The organism is Phyllobacterium sp. K27, assembly GCF_054796155.1.
Map to the genome: position 1 here is coordinate 3,101,277 of NZ_CM139240.1, position 15,994 is coordinate 3,117,270.

Annotated in this window: 17 protein-coding genes and 1 riboswitch; of the genes, 6 read left to right on the forward strand and 11 right to left on the reverse strand. The window is 55.3% G+C overall.

The window, feature by feature from the left end; translation table 11 throughout:
- Positions 1-35 precede the first annotated feature (35 nt).
- Positions 36-617, reverse strand: coding sequence for an NnrU family protein (locus tag ACYJL1_RS15375; protein ID WP_460896189.1), 582 nt, complete (start codon positions 615-617; stop codon positions 36-38).
- Positions 618-757: 140 nt separating this feature from the next.
- Between ACYJL1_RS15375 and ACYJL1_RS15380 the strand changes: the two genes are divergently transcribed.
- Complete coding sequence (locus ACYJL1_RS15380; protein WP_460896190.1) at positions 758-1,795, forward strand: polysaccharide deacetylase family protein; 1,038 nt, start codon at positions 758-760, stop codon at positions 1,793-1,795.
- Between the two features lie 24 nt (positions 1,796-1,819).
- Here the strand turns inward: ACYJL1_RS15380 and sbmA are convergent, their stop codons facing one another.
- The gene (sbmA, locus tag ACYJL1_RS15385; RefSeq protein WP_460898066.1) at positions 1,820-3,073 is read right to left on the reverse strand and encodes a peptide antibiotic transporter SbmA; all 1,254 of its coding nucleotides are present in this window, start codon (positions 3,071-3,073) and stop codon (positions 1,820-1,822) included.
- A 465-nt stretch (positions 3,074-3,538) separates the two neighbouring features.
- Positions 3,539-4,699 carry a YbfB/YjiJ family MFS transporter gene (locus ACYJL1_RS15390; protein WP_460896191.1) on the reverse strand — a complete coding sequence of 387 codons (1,161 nt, stop codon included), beginning with the start codon at positions 4,697-4,699 and terminating at the stop codon, positions 3,539-3,541.
- Positions 4,700-4,908: 209 nt separating this feature from the next.
- Between ACYJL1_RS15390 and ACYJL1_RS15395 the strand changes: the two genes are divergently transcribed.
- The 5 genes from ACYJL1_RS15395 to dhaL all read left to right on the forward strand — a co-directional run bounded on the left by ACYJL1_RS15395 (position 4,909) and on the right by dhaL (position 8,234).
- A complete protein-coding gene (locus ACYJL1_RS15395) occupies positions 4,909-5,265 on the forward strand; it encodes an ArsR/SmtB family transcription factor (RefSeq protein ID WP_460896192.1) in 357 nt (118 codons plus the stop codon).
- Positions 5,262-5,738: an SRPBCC family protein gene (locus tag ACYJL1_RS15400; protein ID WP_460896193.1), complete on the forward strand. Its 477-nt coding sequence runs from the start codon at positions 5,262-5,264 to the stop codon at positions 5,736-5,738. The genes ACYJL1_RS15395 and ACYJL1_RS15400 overlap by 4 nt, the downstream gene beginning before the upstream one ends.
- Before the next feature lie 98 nt (positions 5,739-5,836).
- Positions 5,837-5,986, forward strand: a riboswitch (FMN riboswitch).
- Positions 5,987-6,079: 93 nt separating this feature from the next.
- Positions 6,080-6,553 carry a 6,7-dimethyl-8-ribityllumazine synthase gene (locus ACYJL1_RS15405; protein ID WP_460896194.1) on the forward strand — a complete coding sequence of 158 codons (474 nt, stop codon included), beginning with the start codon at positions 6,080-6,082 and terminating at the stop codon, positions 6,551-6,553.
- 31 nt (positions 6,554-6,584) lie between these two features.
- Positions 6,585-7,592 (forward strand): dihydroxyacetone kinase subunit DhaK, encoded by a 1,008-nt coding sequence (locus tag ACYJL1_RS15410; RefSeq protein ID WP_460896195.1) that lies wholly within the window; start codon positions 6,585-6,587, stop codon positions 7,590-7,592.
- Between the two features lie 3 nt (positions 7,593-7,595).
- Positions 7,596-8,234, forward strand: a complete 639-nt coding sequence (gene dhaL / locus ACYJL1_RS15415) for a dihydroxyacetone kinase subunit DhaL (RefSeq protein WP_460896196.1) — start codon at positions 7,596-7,598, stop codon at positions 8,232-8,234.
- A gap of 204 nt (positions 8,235-8,438) precedes the next feature.
- Here dhaL and derI read toward each other — a convergent pair whose 3' ends face one another.
- From derI to ACYJL1_RS15455, 8 genes are read right to left on the reverse strand one after another with little or no spacing between them, the layout of a single operon-like run.
- Positions 8,439-8,876: a D-erythrulose-4-phosphate isomerase gene (gene derI / locus ACYJL1_RS15420; RefSeq protein ID WP_460896197.1), complete on the reverse strand. Its 438-nt coding sequence runs from the start codon at positions 8,874-8,876 to the stop codon at positions 8,439-8,441.
- 27 nt (positions 8,877-8,903) lie between these two features.
- Positions 8,904-9,704 carry a triose-phosphate isomerase gene (locus ACYJL1_RS15425; protein WP_460896198.1) on the reverse strand — a complete coding sequence of 267 codons (801 nt, stop codon included), beginning with the start codon at positions 9,702-9,704 and terminating at the stop codon, positions 8,904-8,906.
- Positions 9,701-10,627: a sugar phosphate isomerase/epimerase family protein gene (locus ACYJL1_RS15430; RefSeq protein ID WP_460896199.1), complete on the reverse strand. Its 927-nt coding sequence runs from the start codon at positions 10,625-10,627 to the stop codon at positions 9,701-9,703. Before ACYJL1_RS15430 ends, ACYJL1_RS15425 begins: the two co-directional genes overlap by 4 nt.
- A gap of 6 nt (positions 10,628-10,633) precedes the next feature.
- Entirely contained in the window at positions 10,634-11,482 is an 849-nt protein-coding gene (locus tag ACYJL1_RS15435; RefSeq protein WP_460896200.1) for a TIGR01459 family HAD-type hydrolase, read from the reverse strand.
- A complete protein-coding gene (locus ACYJL1_RS15440) occupies positions 11,479-12,759 on the reverse strand; it encodes an FGGY-family carbohydrate kinase (RefSeq protein ID WP_460896201.1) in 1,281 nt (426 codons plus the stop codon). Before ACYJL1_RS15440 ends, ACYJL1_RS15435 begins: the two co-directional genes overlap by 4 nt.
- Entirely contained in the window at positions 12,756-13,805 is a 1,050-nt protein-coding gene (locus ACYJL1_RS15445) for a class II aldolase/adducin family protein (RefSeq protein WP_460896202.1), read from the reverse strand. The genes ACYJL1_RS15440 and ACYJL1_RS15445 overlap by 4 nt, the downstream gene beginning before the upstream one ends.
- Complete coding sequence (locus tag ACYJL1_RS15450) at positions 13,802-15,316, reverse strand: glycerol-3-phosphate dehydrogenase (protein WP_460896203.1); 1,515 nt, start codon at positions 15,314-15,316, stop codon at positions 13,802-13,804. The genes ACYJL1_RS15445 and ACYJL1_RS15450 overlap by 4 nt, the downstream gene beginning before the upstream one ends.
- A complete protein-coding gene (locus ACYJL1_RS15455; protein WP_460898067.1) occupies positions 15,313-15,987 on the reverse strand; it encodes a class II aldolase/adducin family protein in 675 nt (224 codons plus the stop codon). Before ACYJL1_RS15455 ends, ACYJL1_RS15450 begins: the two co-directional genes overlap by 4 nt.
- Between the last annotated feature and the right edge of the window lie 7 nt (positions 15,988-15,994).

Genomic DNA, 15,994 nt, shown 5'->3' on the forward strand with positions numbered 1-15,994 from the left:
TGCGCGCGATGTAAGGGGCTTGCTTAAATTAGCCGTCACATTGGTGAAACACCGATCAAAAGAACGTGCAATTTCCAGACAAAAAGACCGTAAAGCACAAGGCCAATGAGAATGGCGATGACATCATTGGTCACGGGACCGGGGGTTATTGCCGCTGGCGCAAGACCCGCACGCGCCTGACGCTTGAGCGCAATGCGGTCAAACACCGCCCAGGCAAGAAAGGACAGGAACAGGATAAGCGATGCAAGATCGCCATTGGCCAGCAGATGCGCCAGCGCCCAGGTCTTGATGGCTATCAGCATGGGATGCTTGAGTGCAGGCTTCATGCGACCGGGCTTGGCAATGAAAACACCAAGAAAGATGAATGCAAACAGCATCAGCAGCGAGGTGATGTGCTTCATCCAGACCGGAGGTTCATAAAGTATCGGCGCGTCCAGTCGGGCCATGCTGAAGCCCCAGACCAGCAACGCAAGGCCAATGATGGACACCAGCGAATAAAGGCCCTTCCACTTGCCTTCTCCCCATTCCTCCATCTTTGCCAGCCGCCAGCGCGGCGCGACAATGCGCACCGAATGTATGCCCAGAAAAACGATGATTCCGATAATCATGACCAGCATGGTTTGCCCCCCTTTGTAACGGCACTCTACAGGGTGATCAGGATGCTTCCAACGTAAAGCATTGCGGTGGATCGCCGCGTCCGATCATCGCCACAATTGACCTGTAGCGACATTGCTCCCTTTGGAGCTGGCCTGACATCATGCATATTATTACCCGAATCGTCGCTGTGTCGGCGGCTGTTGCAATGGCTTCCCCTGCCTATGCTGATGGTGCCACAGGGCTACGCGGCTCGATCGGTGTGAAGCCGCAATATGTGCTGATCTCGTTCGACAATGCCGGCAATAATGCCCTTTGGGATCGCGCATATGATCTTGCGCAGCGCTCCAACGCCAAATTTACCTATTTTCTCTCCTGCGTCTTTCTGATCAATCACGCCGACCGCAAGAGCTATCAAGCGCCTGGCAAGGCACCCGGGCGCTCCAATATCGGCTTTGCTGCATCGAAGAATGACATCGCCAAGCGTCTCGACAATATCTGGCGAGCACGCAATGCGGGCCATGAGATTGGCAGCCATGCCTGCGGCCACTTCGACGGCAAAAGCTGGACGAAGGCGGAATGGGAAAGCGAACTTGTCACATACCGGAAAGTGCTGAGCGACGCCTGGGCCAAATACGGAACCAACCCCGAGCCGGAAGGCTGGAAGAGTTTTGTGGCCAAGGAAGTACGCGGCTTTCGTGCGCCTTACCTTTCAGAAAGCCCGGCTCTGCTTGCCGCATTGAAAGATCAGGACTTTACCTTTGATGGCAGCGGCGTTTCCAAAGGCCCTGCCTTGCCGCTGCATATGGGAGGACTTTACCAGTTCGGCCTGCCGACAATTGCCGAAGGGCCGCAGAACCGGCCCGTGATCGCCATGGATTACAATATGTTCGTGCGTCACTCCGGCGGCTTCGAGCGGACAGACCATATGGGCGAATTTGAAAACCGCGCTTATGAGGCGTTCAAGGGTGCATTTGAGCGGCAATATCAGGGCAAGCGCATCCCCTTCCAGATCGGACTGCATTTCACATTGATGAATGGCGATGCCTATTGGCGCGCACTGGAGCGTTTTTCCGCCGAGGTCTGCACCAAAGCCGATGTGCGCTGCACGACCTACAGCGAGTATCTAAAGGAAACCGGCGGAGTGGCGGCAGCTTCGGCACCCGATCTGATACAGCCGCAAACGGGCGGCGGCATTTAACCGCCGCTCGTTAAGCGAAGTGCGTCAAGCTTGGCTGGCTTCCTGTTCGAGATAATGCTGGTCTATTTCGGGTAGCGGTTCTCCCTCAAGTGTCGCCTCGAACGCTTTCAGTCGTTTGTGGATCGATTGGAGTTCCACAATGGTCGACCAGGAATTGACAAGATACTGAAATGACTCGGTTACCTGGGAGAAACCCACGCGGATTTGTTGATAGATACCGAAAGTTATTGTTCCTGCAGCAATGGTCGGCACCAAAACCAGCAGGCCGAAAACCACGTCAGCCTGAAGATAGACATATCGAGCCACGTTGAAATAAACATAGTGAAAATAGAGCCGAAAGTAGTTACGACGAACATTCGCGAACAATTCCTGGACTGTCGGCGGTTGCGCCCGTTCGGCTCTGTCTTCACCTAAAACAAGCTCCTTTCGGTAGGCGGCCTCAACCCGCTGATTGCGGAAGTGCAGACCCGGCAGTTTGATACCGACCATAGCCAGCATTCCTGTACCCAAGATGGACCAAGCTAAAGCGGCAAAAACCAGCGGATAGGGTATAACGCCAACAATTGGAAGCGCCGTAATGTGCTGGGACAGACCTGCTAAAAGCGGTAGGAAAGCAATCAATGTCATTACGGACTGAACAAGCGAAATGCCAAGTCCCTCCATAATCGTCGAGAATCGCATCGTGTCTTCCTGAACACGCTGCGAAGCGCCTTCAATATGTCGCAAGCGATCCCAATGCTCCATGTAGTAATCATTCATTGCCGTGCGCCACCGGAATACATAATGGCTCGTGAAAAACAGTGTTAAAACAGCAACGGCGATAGCAATACACGCGATAACCACGAAAGTGACAACACCGGCGTAGAGCTGATTTACCTGGACCGAGCCTTTTGTTGTCAGAGCGCTTTGGATGAGATCATAATATTCCCCACGCCAACCATTGAGCACCACGGAAACCTGCACTGAAAAATAGGTCGAGAACAGGATCAGCGCTGAACCCAGAATAGACCAGTGCTGCCAAGGGTGAGGAGCATACCAACTCCAGAATGCATAGAAGGCTGCAACGAATGCAGCAAAATAGATATATAGCCAAAGATAAGGTTTGGTCACGAAGGCCGATATACCAATAACCGGCGGTGCATCGGGCGCAGCAGGAGGCAAGCCGACATAAGCGCCGAGCTGTTCGCCCGCAAAAATCCAAAATAAAACAGCAAACAAAGCCCACAACACGGCAGTTGTAAAAAACAACTTGGGCTTGGGAAAAAATGAAACGAACACGGTAATGACCCTCATGAAAACTATGCAAATCGTCGTGTGTACGAGTTGCACAAGTTTTTCAGCACGAATAGGGCAAACCGTCAGTTGGCGTAATTAAATTACTGTAATGATGAGAGGTAATTACAAGTGTTGCCTGGCAAATTGCTGGATGTGTGGCTAGCTACGCGCCGCAGACTGCGGGTCGACTCCGCTCAACTTCTCCGTCATCCTCGGGCTTGACCCGAGGACCCACAACACAATGCATTTTCGGATTGAAGTCTTCGTTACTAAGCTGGTTAGTGGTTTTGATCCTCGGGTCAAGAGCCCGAGGATGACGGAGAGGTAGGCACTTGGCAGCGCTGGCAGGTTCCCGTCTCTTGTGATTTCCAGCACTTAGCAAGAGCCAAGATGCTGAAATCACTATCTCCCGCAAGTGAGAGATAGTGCGCGCAAAATTCCGTGTTTGTGCCAGGTTAGAACACTCCCTCAGCCCACCTTCCGACCCGCCGAAAATGCAAAAAACGAGCCAATCACCAGCCCCGCCGCTGCAAGCAGCGTGGATGAGGTGAAATTGCCGCTGATATCAGCGAGATAACCTGCGATCAAAGGGCCGATGATTTGCCCGATTCCAAAGGCGGCGGTGGTGATCGCCATCATGCGGCGCGGCGATTGCGGCACAAGCTGACGCCCCGCCTGAAACACAAAGGCGGTGATGACCATGATGGTCAGGCCCAGGAGCAGGCCGCCGATCAGCGGACCCACGGGAGATGGCAGGATGACGCTGGCTGCAACACCGCCGGCCAATGCGAGCAGACTGAAGGCGAGCGAGGTAAACGGGCCGACGCGGCGTAGCAGGGGGTTCCAAATCCAGACAGAGAATATGCCCGCAAGACCGGTGCAAAGCCAGACGAAGGCTTCGGTTGAGGCGCTCCCTTCATTGGCACGGACAATGGCCATGATAAAGGTGGCGGTGATGACATAGCCAATGCCGAACAACGCATAGGCTATGTTGAGCTTGATGAATTCTACCGTCCAGACAATGGCCGGTTCCTTGATATCCGTTCCGGTGCGAAGCGGCCCCTCGCGGATCAATAAGGCAACTGCGATCAAGCCAAGCGCGGAAAGAACTGCCGCGCCCATCCAATCGGCACGCCAGCCAAAGCCAGTGAATGCACCCAGCGCCACCAGCATCGCTGACAGGGCAATGCCGGTGCCGACGCCGCCAAAATGCAGGGCTTGCAAATCCAGCCTGCCTGCAGCGCCAAGATGGCTGAAGACAATCGTTGCAGCAAAAACCAGCATGAAAGCGCTGGCCATGCCTGCAAGAAAGCGGATGACAGAAAACAGAACCACATTTTCGGTAAGACCCATTGCAAGACACAAGGCAGCGCTTGCGGCAAGCGAAACCAACATGACCTTGCGTTCAATGCCCGCAGCCCACCCGTAACCCGCAACAATCGCACCAACGAGATATCCAAGAAAATTTGCCGAGGCGATGATGCCCGCATCACCGGCGGAAAGACCAAGATCGCTCATCATGCCCGGCAGAATGGGCGTATAGACGAAACGACCGATCCCCATGCCTATAGCCATAGCGACCAGCCCGCCAAGGGCGAAGCGAAGCGGGGATGCAGGAGCTGATTTCATGCGCGGACATTATCCCCGCTTCCCGCCGAGACAAGACAATTAATTTGATGGCTGCATCGACCGCTGTTGATGGTTGCTCATAGCAACCAGTTACCACATCCCGAAAAACTGTCCGGTTTACCCAACAGCGCTCCAATATTTCCCGCTTGCCAATACTTAGGATTTAACCTAAGTATTGCTCATTCGACATTTGAGGACCCCGCAAATCCATGCCTACCGCTTCCGCACTGGCTGCTCCAGCTGTTCCCATTGATGCAGTTTTTCGCGCCCTGGCCGATCCGACTCGGCGGCGTGTGCTTGAACGGCTTGTCAGCAGCCCGGCTTCGGTCAGTGAACTGGCAGAGCCTTTCAATATGGCTCTACCCTCTTTCGTGGAACATTTGCGGGTGCTTGAAGGCAGCGGGCTGGTCAACTCGCAGAAGAAAGGGCGCATCCGGACCTATCGCATTGCGACCGAGCCAATGAAGCTTGCCGAAAACTGGCTTTCCCAACAACGAAACCTGTGGGAACGCCGACTCGACCAGCTTGACGATTACATGCTTACACTCAAGGAGGAAAACACGTGACCTATGATTTGAAAGTTGATCCCAAACTTGATCTGGTTCTGGAGCGGACCATTGATGTGCCGCGCGCGCTCGTTTGGAAATGCTGGACGATGCCGGAACATGTCAGCAAGTGGTTTACGCCGAAACCCTGGACCATTTCCGACTGTGAGATCGATCTGCGTCCGGGCGGGATTTTCCGCACTGTGATGAATGGGCCTGATGGAGAACAATCGATCAATTATGGCTGCTATCTGGACATAGTGCCCAACGAACGCCTGATATGGACTGACGCCCTTTTGCCCGGATACCGCCCAGCCGAAAATCCATTCCTGACGGCCGTTCTTCTATTAAAGGACGAAGGAAGCGGCACCCGCTACACCGCCATGGCGATCCATCGCGATCAAGCAACACGCGAGCAACATGAGGAAATGGGCTTTTATGATGGCTGGGGCACGGTGCTGGACCAGATGATCGACTATTCCAGAACGCTCTGATTTATCCAAAGGCCGATGAATCAACCGATCGTCGTCTTTGGCGTCAGACTTGTCGCTGGACGGATTGACCTGCGCTGCGGCGTGCTTATATTCAACCTGCACGTTCTCAGGGCGGGGTGTAATTCCCCACCGGCGGTAGCAGGCAGAAATGCCTGAAGCCCGCGAGCGCTTCCAGCTTCTGCTGGAAGGTCAGCAGATCCGGTCCAATTCCGGAGCCGACGGTATAGTCCGGATGAAAGAGAGCAAGCATTGGCAAGACCCCGCCCCCAGCGGGGTCTGATCTGTGCGTGTTCGCCCAAAGGGATCATTGAAAAATGGCAAAACCCTGAAAGGCCTGATAAATGACTATTGTTTCCCACCCTTCTACAAAAATCGCCATCATCCGCGCGCGCTGGCATGCGGATATTGTCGACCAATGCGTCAACGCATTCGTTGAACAATGGGCGGCGCTTGGCGGCCACCGCTCCGACGTTGAAATCTTCGACGTTCCAGGTGCGCTCGAAATTCCGCTCCATGCACAGACATTGATCTCAACCGGGAGATTCTCGGCCGTTCTCGGCACCGCCTTCGTGGTCGATGGCGGCATCTATCGCCATGATTTTGTTGCCGGAACCGTGCTGGATGCCATGATGCGCGTTCAACTCGATAGCGGTGTTCCTGTGCTCTCGGCTGTGCTCACGCCGCACAACTTCCAGGAGTCGGCAGCCCATATTGCCTTCTTCAAGGATCATTTTGTCATCAAGGGTGTGGAAGCCGCCAATGCCTGCTCGCAGATATTGCAGGTCCGCGCTAAGCTTGCGATGATTGACGCCTGATAAGGCAGAATATGTATCTGGGAGGATCGACGTGAAGACCAAGAAAATTATCAATGACGGCGCCAATGCTGTCGACGAAATGCTGGAAGGGGTGCTTGCCGCCCACTCTGCCAAGGTCTTTGCGCTCGATCATTCTCCCCGCTCGATTATTGCCCGGGACGGACCCCGCCCCGGCAAGGTCGGCATGGTGATCGGCGGCGGTTCAGGACATGAGCCGTCATTTCTCGGATTTGTCGGCAAGGGGTTGGCTGACGCTGCCGCTATCGGCAATGTCTTTGCCTCACCGCCACCTGACCCGATCATTGAATGCACCAAAGCCGTCAATAATGGTGCCGGGGTGCTTTACATGTATGGCAACTATGCGGGCGACGTGATGAATTTCGACATGGCGGCGGAAATGGTTGCCATGGACGATATTGAAGTTCGCACCGTGCTGACCACGGATGATGTCGCCTCCGCTCCTGCCGATCAACGGAACAAACGACGCGGCGTCGCCGGAAATGTCTTTGTGTTCAAGGCTGCGGGAGCCGCTTGCGACAAGATGCTGCCGATTGATGAATGCGAACGGATTGCCCGCAAGGCAAATGACCGCACTTTCACCTTTGGCGTCGCGCTTTCCCCCTGTTCACTTCCCCAGACGCTCAAGCCAAATTTCACGCTGGGCGAAGATGAAATGGAAGTCGGCATGGGCATTCATGGCGAGCCGGGTATTTCCAAAGAGAAACTCAAACCGGCTGACGCCATCACCGATGAATTAATGGACAAGATACTGGATGAAATGGCCGCGCCCAAAGGGGATGGCGTTGCAGTCATCGTCAATTCCCTCGGCTCCACGCCACTGATGGAGCTTTATATCATGATGCGACAGGTGAAAAAACGGCTGGATCAGGCGGGGCTTGCGCTGCATTTGAGCCTTGTCGGAAATTATTGCACATCGCTGGAAATGGCTGGTGCTTCGATCACCATGATGCATTTGGACGATGAATTGCAGGAGATGATCGACCACCCTTGCGACTGTGCCATGTTTCGGGCGGGCTGAATCATGAGCGATATTACCTCTGCAAATCTGATTGCCATGTTCGCGGAAATTGCCAAGGCCATGGCTCAGTCAAAGGCACATTTGTGCGAGCTTGATGGCGTTATTGGCGATGCCGATCACGGCATTGCCATGGATTTGGGCTTTTCAACCGTTGCAACCAATCTCGCCGCGCTGGACGCAGCGATGGCAGATCCCACAATGGTGTTCAACACGGCGGCCAAGTCATTTCTCAATGCGGTCGGCGCTTCATCCGGTCCGCTTTATGCGACAGCATTCATGCGTGCGGGAGCAAGCGTAAAGGGTAAAACCGTCCTGACTGCACCGGATTTTGCCGATGCTTTCATTGCCATGGCCAAGGGCATTCAGGATCGCGGCAAAGCTGAGATTGGCGACAAGACCATGATCGACGCCTGGGCGCCTGCTGCCGAGGCAGTCGAGACTGCGAAGGCGCGAGGTGCTTCATTGGCCGGGATATTGGACGAAGCAGGAAATGCTGCCGAGGCTGGAGCAGAAGCGACAAAGGCGATGGTCGCTTCCAAAGGACGATCCGCCCGCCTTGGCGAGCGCGCCATTGGCCATATTGATCCGGGCGCCGCTTCAGCAGCCATACTCATCAGAGCCATGAGCAAAGGATTGGGTTAGGAGATTGACCCAACGTTTATCTCTCCCCTTGTGGGAGAGAATGGGTTTTCCTGGGTTTAGCTTCTTTGCTAAATCCTTGGAAAACCCAAGTGAGGGGGTAGTTCAATGGAATGAATCCCCTCTCTTGTGATTTCCAAGGATTTAGCAAGAGCTAAGATGCTGAAATCACTTTCTCCCCCGCAATGGGGGGAGATAGGTTGAGCGTTACTTTACCGCATCCAGCCTGTCGATTGCCTCGACATTACCTGCTGATGCGCCATTCGGATCGAACTCGGACTCCAGCCATTTATCGACGATCGCCTTGGCAAGCTCCGGGCCAATGACCCGCGCGCCCATGGTGATGATCTGTGCGTTGTTGGATTTGGCGGCGCGTTCGGCCGAATAGGTGTCATGGGTCAGTGCGGCGCGAATGCCCGGCACCTTGTTGGCAGAAATGCTCACACCAATACCCGTGCCGCAAACAAGAATGCCGCGCTCGTTTGTCCCATCGATAATCGTCTGTGCCAGTTTTTGCGAAAGGTCGGCATAAAAGCCGGACTGGCTCAGGTCCGCAACGACGTGTTCCGGCTTTGTCGCTAGATGCGCAGCAATGACATCAAGCAAAGGCTTGCCTGCACTATCGGCTCCGATTGCTATTCTCATTGGTTTTTCCTTTCTGCTTCTATTTTTCTACGCAATTCCGGACGGAAAACCGGTTCCCACTTTTCCTGGAATTGCTTTTGCGACCCGCTGTAAAATATCAAGATAACCTTCTGCTGCCCAGGCGGAGCGACCGATGAACAGGCCGTCTATGTGCGGGCAGGCAATCAGTTCGGCGCAGTTTTCAGGATTGACGCTGCCGCCATAAAGCACCGGCACCGCAACGCCGAGGACGGACCTGGCTATCGCGGCGATTTTCGCATGACGTTCATCCGCATAGTCAGACGTTGCCGGAATGCCATTGACGCCGATCGCCCATATGGGCTCGTAGGCCAGAAGAATCGGCTGCTTCCTCGCCTCGCCTTCAAGCAGGCCGAGCGCGCCTTGCACCTGTGCAGCCAGCACGGCATCCGCCTCTCCCGCCTCGCGCTGTGGCAGACTTTCGCCAATGCAGATCAATGGGGTCAATCCATGACGCACGGCGGCCGCGACCTTGAGGCCAACAGTGCGGTCGGTTTCACCAAAAAATTCGCGCCGCTCGGAATGGCCAAGCTCGACAAGATCAAGTTTGCAGTCCTTTAGCATCAAGGGTGATATTTCGCCGGTCCACGCACCGGCATCATCCCAATGCATGTTCTGCGCACCGACTTTGACGCTTGTGTCTTTCAACGCGGCTTTGACCTCGCGCACCGCCGTGAATGGCGGGATGACAAAGCGCTGGAAACGCCGGTCACGGCTCTCATCAGCAGTGGCAAGCGCCGCAGCAAAGGCCAATGCCTCTGCCAAGGTCTTGTTCATCTTGAAACTTGTGCCAACCCAGAAGTCATTCATTTTTGGTTAAATCCCGTATCGATATAGGGTTCCCAGAACTCCACGGACTCGCGGATCATATCAACCACCAGATGGTCGGTTGGTTCGCGCTCCCGGAAGGATAGTTCAAGGCAGATTTCATTGTCCGTGCCGCCGCCCCGACGCACCGTTTCAAGAAATTTCTCCGGCGTGATCCGGCCATCCTTGTTATGCGCAGCGATGAACGGCCAATGCCCCCCTTTGTTCATCGATGATTGCTTGATGTGGATAATCGGCGATTCTTTGGGGAAGGCTTCGGCCCAGGCGTAAGGATCAATGTCGGCAGGATTGCTGGATGTGACATCACCATGATCAATATCGACCATCATAAGGAGCGGGATTGGCAGATCAGATGCCTGCAAACGATCATGGAGTTCGCGGCAGGCAGCGATGGTATGACCGAATTCACGCCCGACCGACATGGGCTCCCAAAAGAGATAGGACAGTCCGGCAGCCTTTGCGTGTTCAGCAACCTCCCGCCAGCAGTCGATAGCGATTTTCATCAGCGCTTCGCGACGGGTGGGGTCGTCATAATCCTTATGGGTAAAGATCGCGAACTGGGTCCCGAGTGACGTAGCGCCCAGATCGGCGGATATATCCGCAAAGGTCTTGAACCAATCAACGTAATATTGCCGGACATCCGCATCCGGATGGCCGAAATGATTGAGGCGGCCATAGGGGCCTGTCATTCCAGACGTAACCTTCACGCCAGTGCGGGAAAGCGCTTTCTGGAATTGCTTTACGTGTTTGGAGATTGTCGATTGAGGCCAGGATGGATTGATGAATTCATGCGTTAGCTGCACATAGCCGATGCGGATTTTTTCGGCGATTGTATCGACCAGATCATCGGCTTCAGCGAAGCGGTTCACCAGCGGATTGGTATTGAGCGAGAGGGTGAAAGCCATAGTCTCCTACCAGATAAAGCGGTCGATTGTGTAATCAGGTGTTGCGCCGTGTTCGGCAAAAAGGTTCTGCAAGTGCTGTGGCTCTGAACCAGCCAGGATGCCGGTCTTGACCAGTATGGACTTCAGGCCAGCGCCAGCCGCCCCCGCAATGTCGTGCTCAATGCTATCGCCAATGCAACACACTCGGTCAGGATGGGGATGTCCGAGAAAATCCAGTGCTGACGCATAAATATCGGCGAAGGGCTTGCCGATCCAGCGCACTGTGCCGCCCAACTCCTGATAAAGATCGGCGATGCGCCCTGCCCCAAAGGCAGTCCCCTCAGCGGTAAGCATGATCTTGTCCGGATTGGTACACAGACAGGGAACGCCGCGCATGGCAGCCGGTTCCAGCAAGCTGCGGTAGTAATCCAGATCATGGACATCGCCTTCACTCGCGGCGATCAGAACAATGTCGGCATCCTCACCCTTTGCCGTGCGTTCAAGATCAAGTCCATCCAAAGGCGACGTATCGCCGTCACGACTGATAAGCAGGCAGCGCTGGGTGGAGCCTGCCTGCGCTTTTGCCGCTTCGGCGGCCAATATCTGCCATGCCACCTCGCCTGAGGTTAGAAACAAGTCCCAGCTTGCCGGATCAAAGCCGATCTTTGCCAGACGCCGGTCATTTTCAGCGGAGCGTTTGCCGGAATTGGACAGGATAATGATACGTGCTCCGGTCTGCTTTAGTCTGGGAAGCGTTGCAGCAGCATCAGGATAAGGTCCGCGGCCATCGCGCAGCACACCGAACTGGTCAATGAGGAAGGCATCAAAGCGCCCTTCCAAATCGCGCAAGCCGGATATTTGTGCTGGCTGGGTCATAGGACACCGGCCGTTTTTGCGCCCAGGATTGCAAGCCGCGCTGTACCCGATGCCGCTTCTTCTGAAAGAGCGGGGGGCATGGCGACGCCGAGCTTGCGTGCACGAATGGCAGACCAGATGGCATTCTTTGCACCGCCACCGACACTACGCACCGAGCCAAGTTTGGGAGCGCCGAGTTTGGCAAGGCGCTCATAAGCCAGTTGCTCGACATTGGCTATGCCTTCAAAGATTGCTTTCAGGAATTGCCCATCATCCTCGGGGCGCGGCTCCATGCGCGGTTTCATCGCCGGATCGTTGATGGGGAAACGCTCGCCATTACGCAGCAGAGGATAGTAATCGAGGCCAGTATCTGTCGAAGGATCAATGGCGGCGGAAAGCTGTTCGATCTGTGCATTATCGAAATAATGGGCGAGAACATTACCGCCCGTGTTCGACGCGCCGCCCGCGAGCCACATATCGCCAATGCGGTGACTATAGAGTCCGAATTCAGGTGCGAAGAGTGGGCGGTTCGAGAGCATCTTGACTGTCAGTGTCGTGCCAAGCGCGCTGACACCATCGCCCGGCTTATCAGCACCTGTTGCCAGAAAGGAGGCGCAACCATCGGTCGTGCCTGCAACGATGATGACCGAAGAAGGCAAATCAAAAGCGGTAGCGGCCGAACTTGTAATGGTCGAAATCGGTGAACCCGCAGCCAAGACATGCGGCAACATTTCCATATGAGCACCGGTGCGACCCATCCATATGGGCCAGCACCGCTCGACAGGATCGTAACCTGTTTTCAGCGCAGTGTTTTCGTCAGACACATTGTAGAGCCCGGTAAAATGCCCTGACAGCCAGTCCGCCTGATGGATGATATGAGCTACATTGCCGACGCTTTGGAAATGCAGCAGCTTGGCGAGACCGGAGGTGGCTCCATGCGCGGCGCTGGTATCAGGCGCATTGGCGGCAATCGCCTCGAGAATATTCGTGTCTGAGACCGGATCATTATACATTAATGGTTCGGCCAAAGGCTCGCCGCCGGTATCGACTGGCAGAACTGTGCCAGACGTTCCGTCAATACTGATCGCCCGTATCTGTTTGCGTTCAACCGAGGTGAGCACCTGCGAGAGCGCTGATTGGACAGCCGACCACCACGCCGCGGGATCGCGGTGATTGTCCGAGAAACGATCAAGCCGGGCAGCGCCGCTGGCAACAATGTCAAACGAGGCCGTCATTGCCACAGCGCGCGCGCCGGACGTGCCTATATCGATGCCGACGAAAAGCGCTTCACCTGTCATTGCAATGCCTGTCCGGCGCGATTGAGCGTTTGCCGGTATTTCTCGGCGTCCCAGCCAAGAAGCTCGGCGTTTTCCTCATCGGTCAGATAATTCAGGCGCGCGCCTTGCGGAATGCGGGAGGTAACATCCGCAAGACAGCGCGCCATGGCAAGTGCACCTGCTGTTGCGTCTTTCAACACCAGAACACCCTTGCCGGGGAACAGGATGGCGGGAGGTAACGCCATACCCTCTTCCAGTTTTTCTTCAATTGTCAGGGCAGTATCCGAAGGCGAGGCAATCATCGAACCCTTGCCGAGAAAGATGACATGATCCGGATAGAGACTGCCCCCTGCCGCGATCCGGCAACTGGCAAGATCGGTCGCTGCGCGATGGATCAGTTCATCTTCAGGAAGTCGGTACTGACTATTAACCGCAAGGCGTTGCAGCGCGGCTATATCTGCGACTGGCGCCTGACGCGGCGTGACCGACAAAAGATGAGAAACCTTCGTCAAAAGCGCTTCGGCTTCAGCGACTGTTTCGGCAGCAACGGCCAGCCCGTGATTTCCCAAGATGAGCACACATGTGTCCTCTTCCAGCCGCTCGGCAATGGCACGCGCCAGCGGTAACCCCGGGCGGGCATAGGGTACAAAGGCATGGGGAATATCGCCAAGGCGCGAGGCTACCAATGCTGCACCATCGGCCTGAACAGCAAGCGCTATCGTCTCAACGCAATGAACATGCACCACCACTTTTTGCGGCATAAGCGCGTGAACGGTGGTTTCGATCGATGGCCGCAGACCGGAGGGATTGCGTTCGGCAATCACGTAATCCTGTGCTTTCTCGGCAGAAGGGTCAAAGCGAGCCAGCGCATCCAGCAAAGGGTCCAGCGCCACCGGCACCATGATATCCGTGTTCCGCGCGTTCATCAGCCACAGACCGGAGGCCTTGATCCAGAGTGTGCCGCCCTCCTTAATGGATGTGTTGCCGCCTGCCGCCTGCACCAGCGCAGGGTCAGAACCGATACGCGCTGACAGGTCGAGAAGAGCTTCAAACTGTGCGCTTCTCATGCCGCCACCCGCTGACTTGTCCACCAATTGGCGAAGGCTTCGCGCTCTTGCTCCGTCATATGCAAACCGTGCTTGGTGCGCCGCTCCAGAACATCCTCAGGCTGAAGCGCCCATTCCGTTTCACGCAAGAACTGTGCCTCCCGTTCATATAAAAGCTTGCTGAACGGAGTGCCCAGATCGGACACAGAGCAGGCCGAACCAAGCAGCTCATGCATGCGCGTGCCGTAAAGCCGGGCGTAATGTTTGGCGAGATCAAAGGGCAGCCAAGGATATCTGGCCCGCACATCGCCCAGAAATTGCTCGAAATCCGCATTGGGCATGTCGCCACCGGGGAGATGCGATTTTGCTGTCCATGCGGGGCGCATGGCTGGAAAGAATGGTTTCAGACGGTCAAGCGCATGTTCGGAAAGCTTGCGGAATGTGGTGATCTTGCCTCCGAACACGGAAAGCAGCGGTGCTTTGTTGTTCTCCGTATCGACTTCAAAAATATAGTCGCGGGTAACGGCGCTGGGGTTTTCGGCACTGTCATCATAGAGCGGGCGCACACCGGAAAAGCTGTGCACAATATCTGCTGGCACCAGCTGCTGCTTGAAGTAACGGTTTACCGATTTCAGCAGGTAATCAATTTCATTGCTATCGGCCGCTACATCTTCCGGGCTCCCTTCATAGGGAATATCGGTCGTGCCGATTAAAGCCAGATCATTCTCGTAGGGGTTGATGAAGATGACGCGCTTGTCCGGGTTCTGAACGAGATAGGCTTGCCGCCCCTCCCAGAATTTCGGCACGATAATATGGCTGCCTTTAACAAGGCGAACGCTGCGGCTGGAGTTCATGCCTGCCACGCGGCGAATAATATCATTGACCCACGGTCCGGCGGTATTCACCACACAGCGCGCCTTGACGGTTCTCTTGGTGCCTGAAACCGTATCGGTCATTTCAACAGCCCAGATATCGCCCTCGCGGCGGATCGAACTGCATGCGGTGCGGGTATGGATTTCAGCGCCGCGCCCGGCAGCATCCAGCGCATTCAAAAGCACCAGCCGGGCATCATCAACCCAGCAGTCTGAATATTCGAATGCCTTGCCATACTCGTCTTTCAACGGCGCACCTTCCGGCGCGGTCTTCAGATTGAGCGTGCGCGTTCCCGGCAAGCGCTTGCGCCCGCCAAGATTATCGTAAAGGAACAGGCCCAGACGCACGAGCCAGGCCGGACGATCCGCCGGATTATGCGGCAGGACAAAGCGCATTGGCCAGATGATATGCGGGGCGGATTCGAGCAGAACCTCGCGCTCAATCAGCGCCTCGCGCACCAGTCGGAATTCATAATATTCCAGATAGCGCAAACCACCATGGACCAGCTTGCCGGAGCGCGAACTTGTGCCCTGTGCCAAATCATCTTTTTCGCATAGGATGACTGACAACCCGCGGCCCACTGCATCGCGCGCAATGCCTGCGCCGTTTACACCGCCGCCTATTATAAACAGGTCATATATCTCAGCGTCTTTGTTCAACGTCCTGCCCCCTGCGATGAAGGCTTGTCCTGAAGTCCATAACTCGCAAAGCCGCGGCGAACACCGTCGATCTCTTCCGCAGGCAAAATGACGGCTCCGCCCAAAAGCAGAGCGTGGTAATATTGCTTGGCGATTGTCTCCAGCTCGACAGCCGCCCACATAGCCTTTTCGAGGCTACCGCCCGTTGCGATCATGCCATGATTAGCCATGAGGCAGGCCGTGCGATCCTCAAGAGCCTTCAACACATTGTCGGAAAGTTCTTTCGTGCCGTAGCGTGCATAATCGCACAGTCTGATATCATCGCCGCCAAATGCTGCGACCATATAGTGGCATGCCGGAATGGATTTATGGGCGATGGCAAGGATTGTCGAAAACGTCGCGTGGGTATGTACGACCGCATTGATTTCAGGCCGTGTGCGCAAAATATCGAGATGAAAGCGCCACTCGGTGGAAGGCTTCTTCGGACCGTCCCAAGAGCCATATTCGCCATCAAGCGGCATGGAGGCGATCATGTCGGGTGTCATCTCATCATAAGGAACGGCAGAGGGCGTAATCAGCATTCGGTCTTCAAAGCGCACACTGATATTGCCCGACGTGCCTTGATTGATGCCGGATGCATTCATCTGGCGGCAGTGATCGATGATTGATTGTCTGAGTTTCAATTCTTGCATCATGACA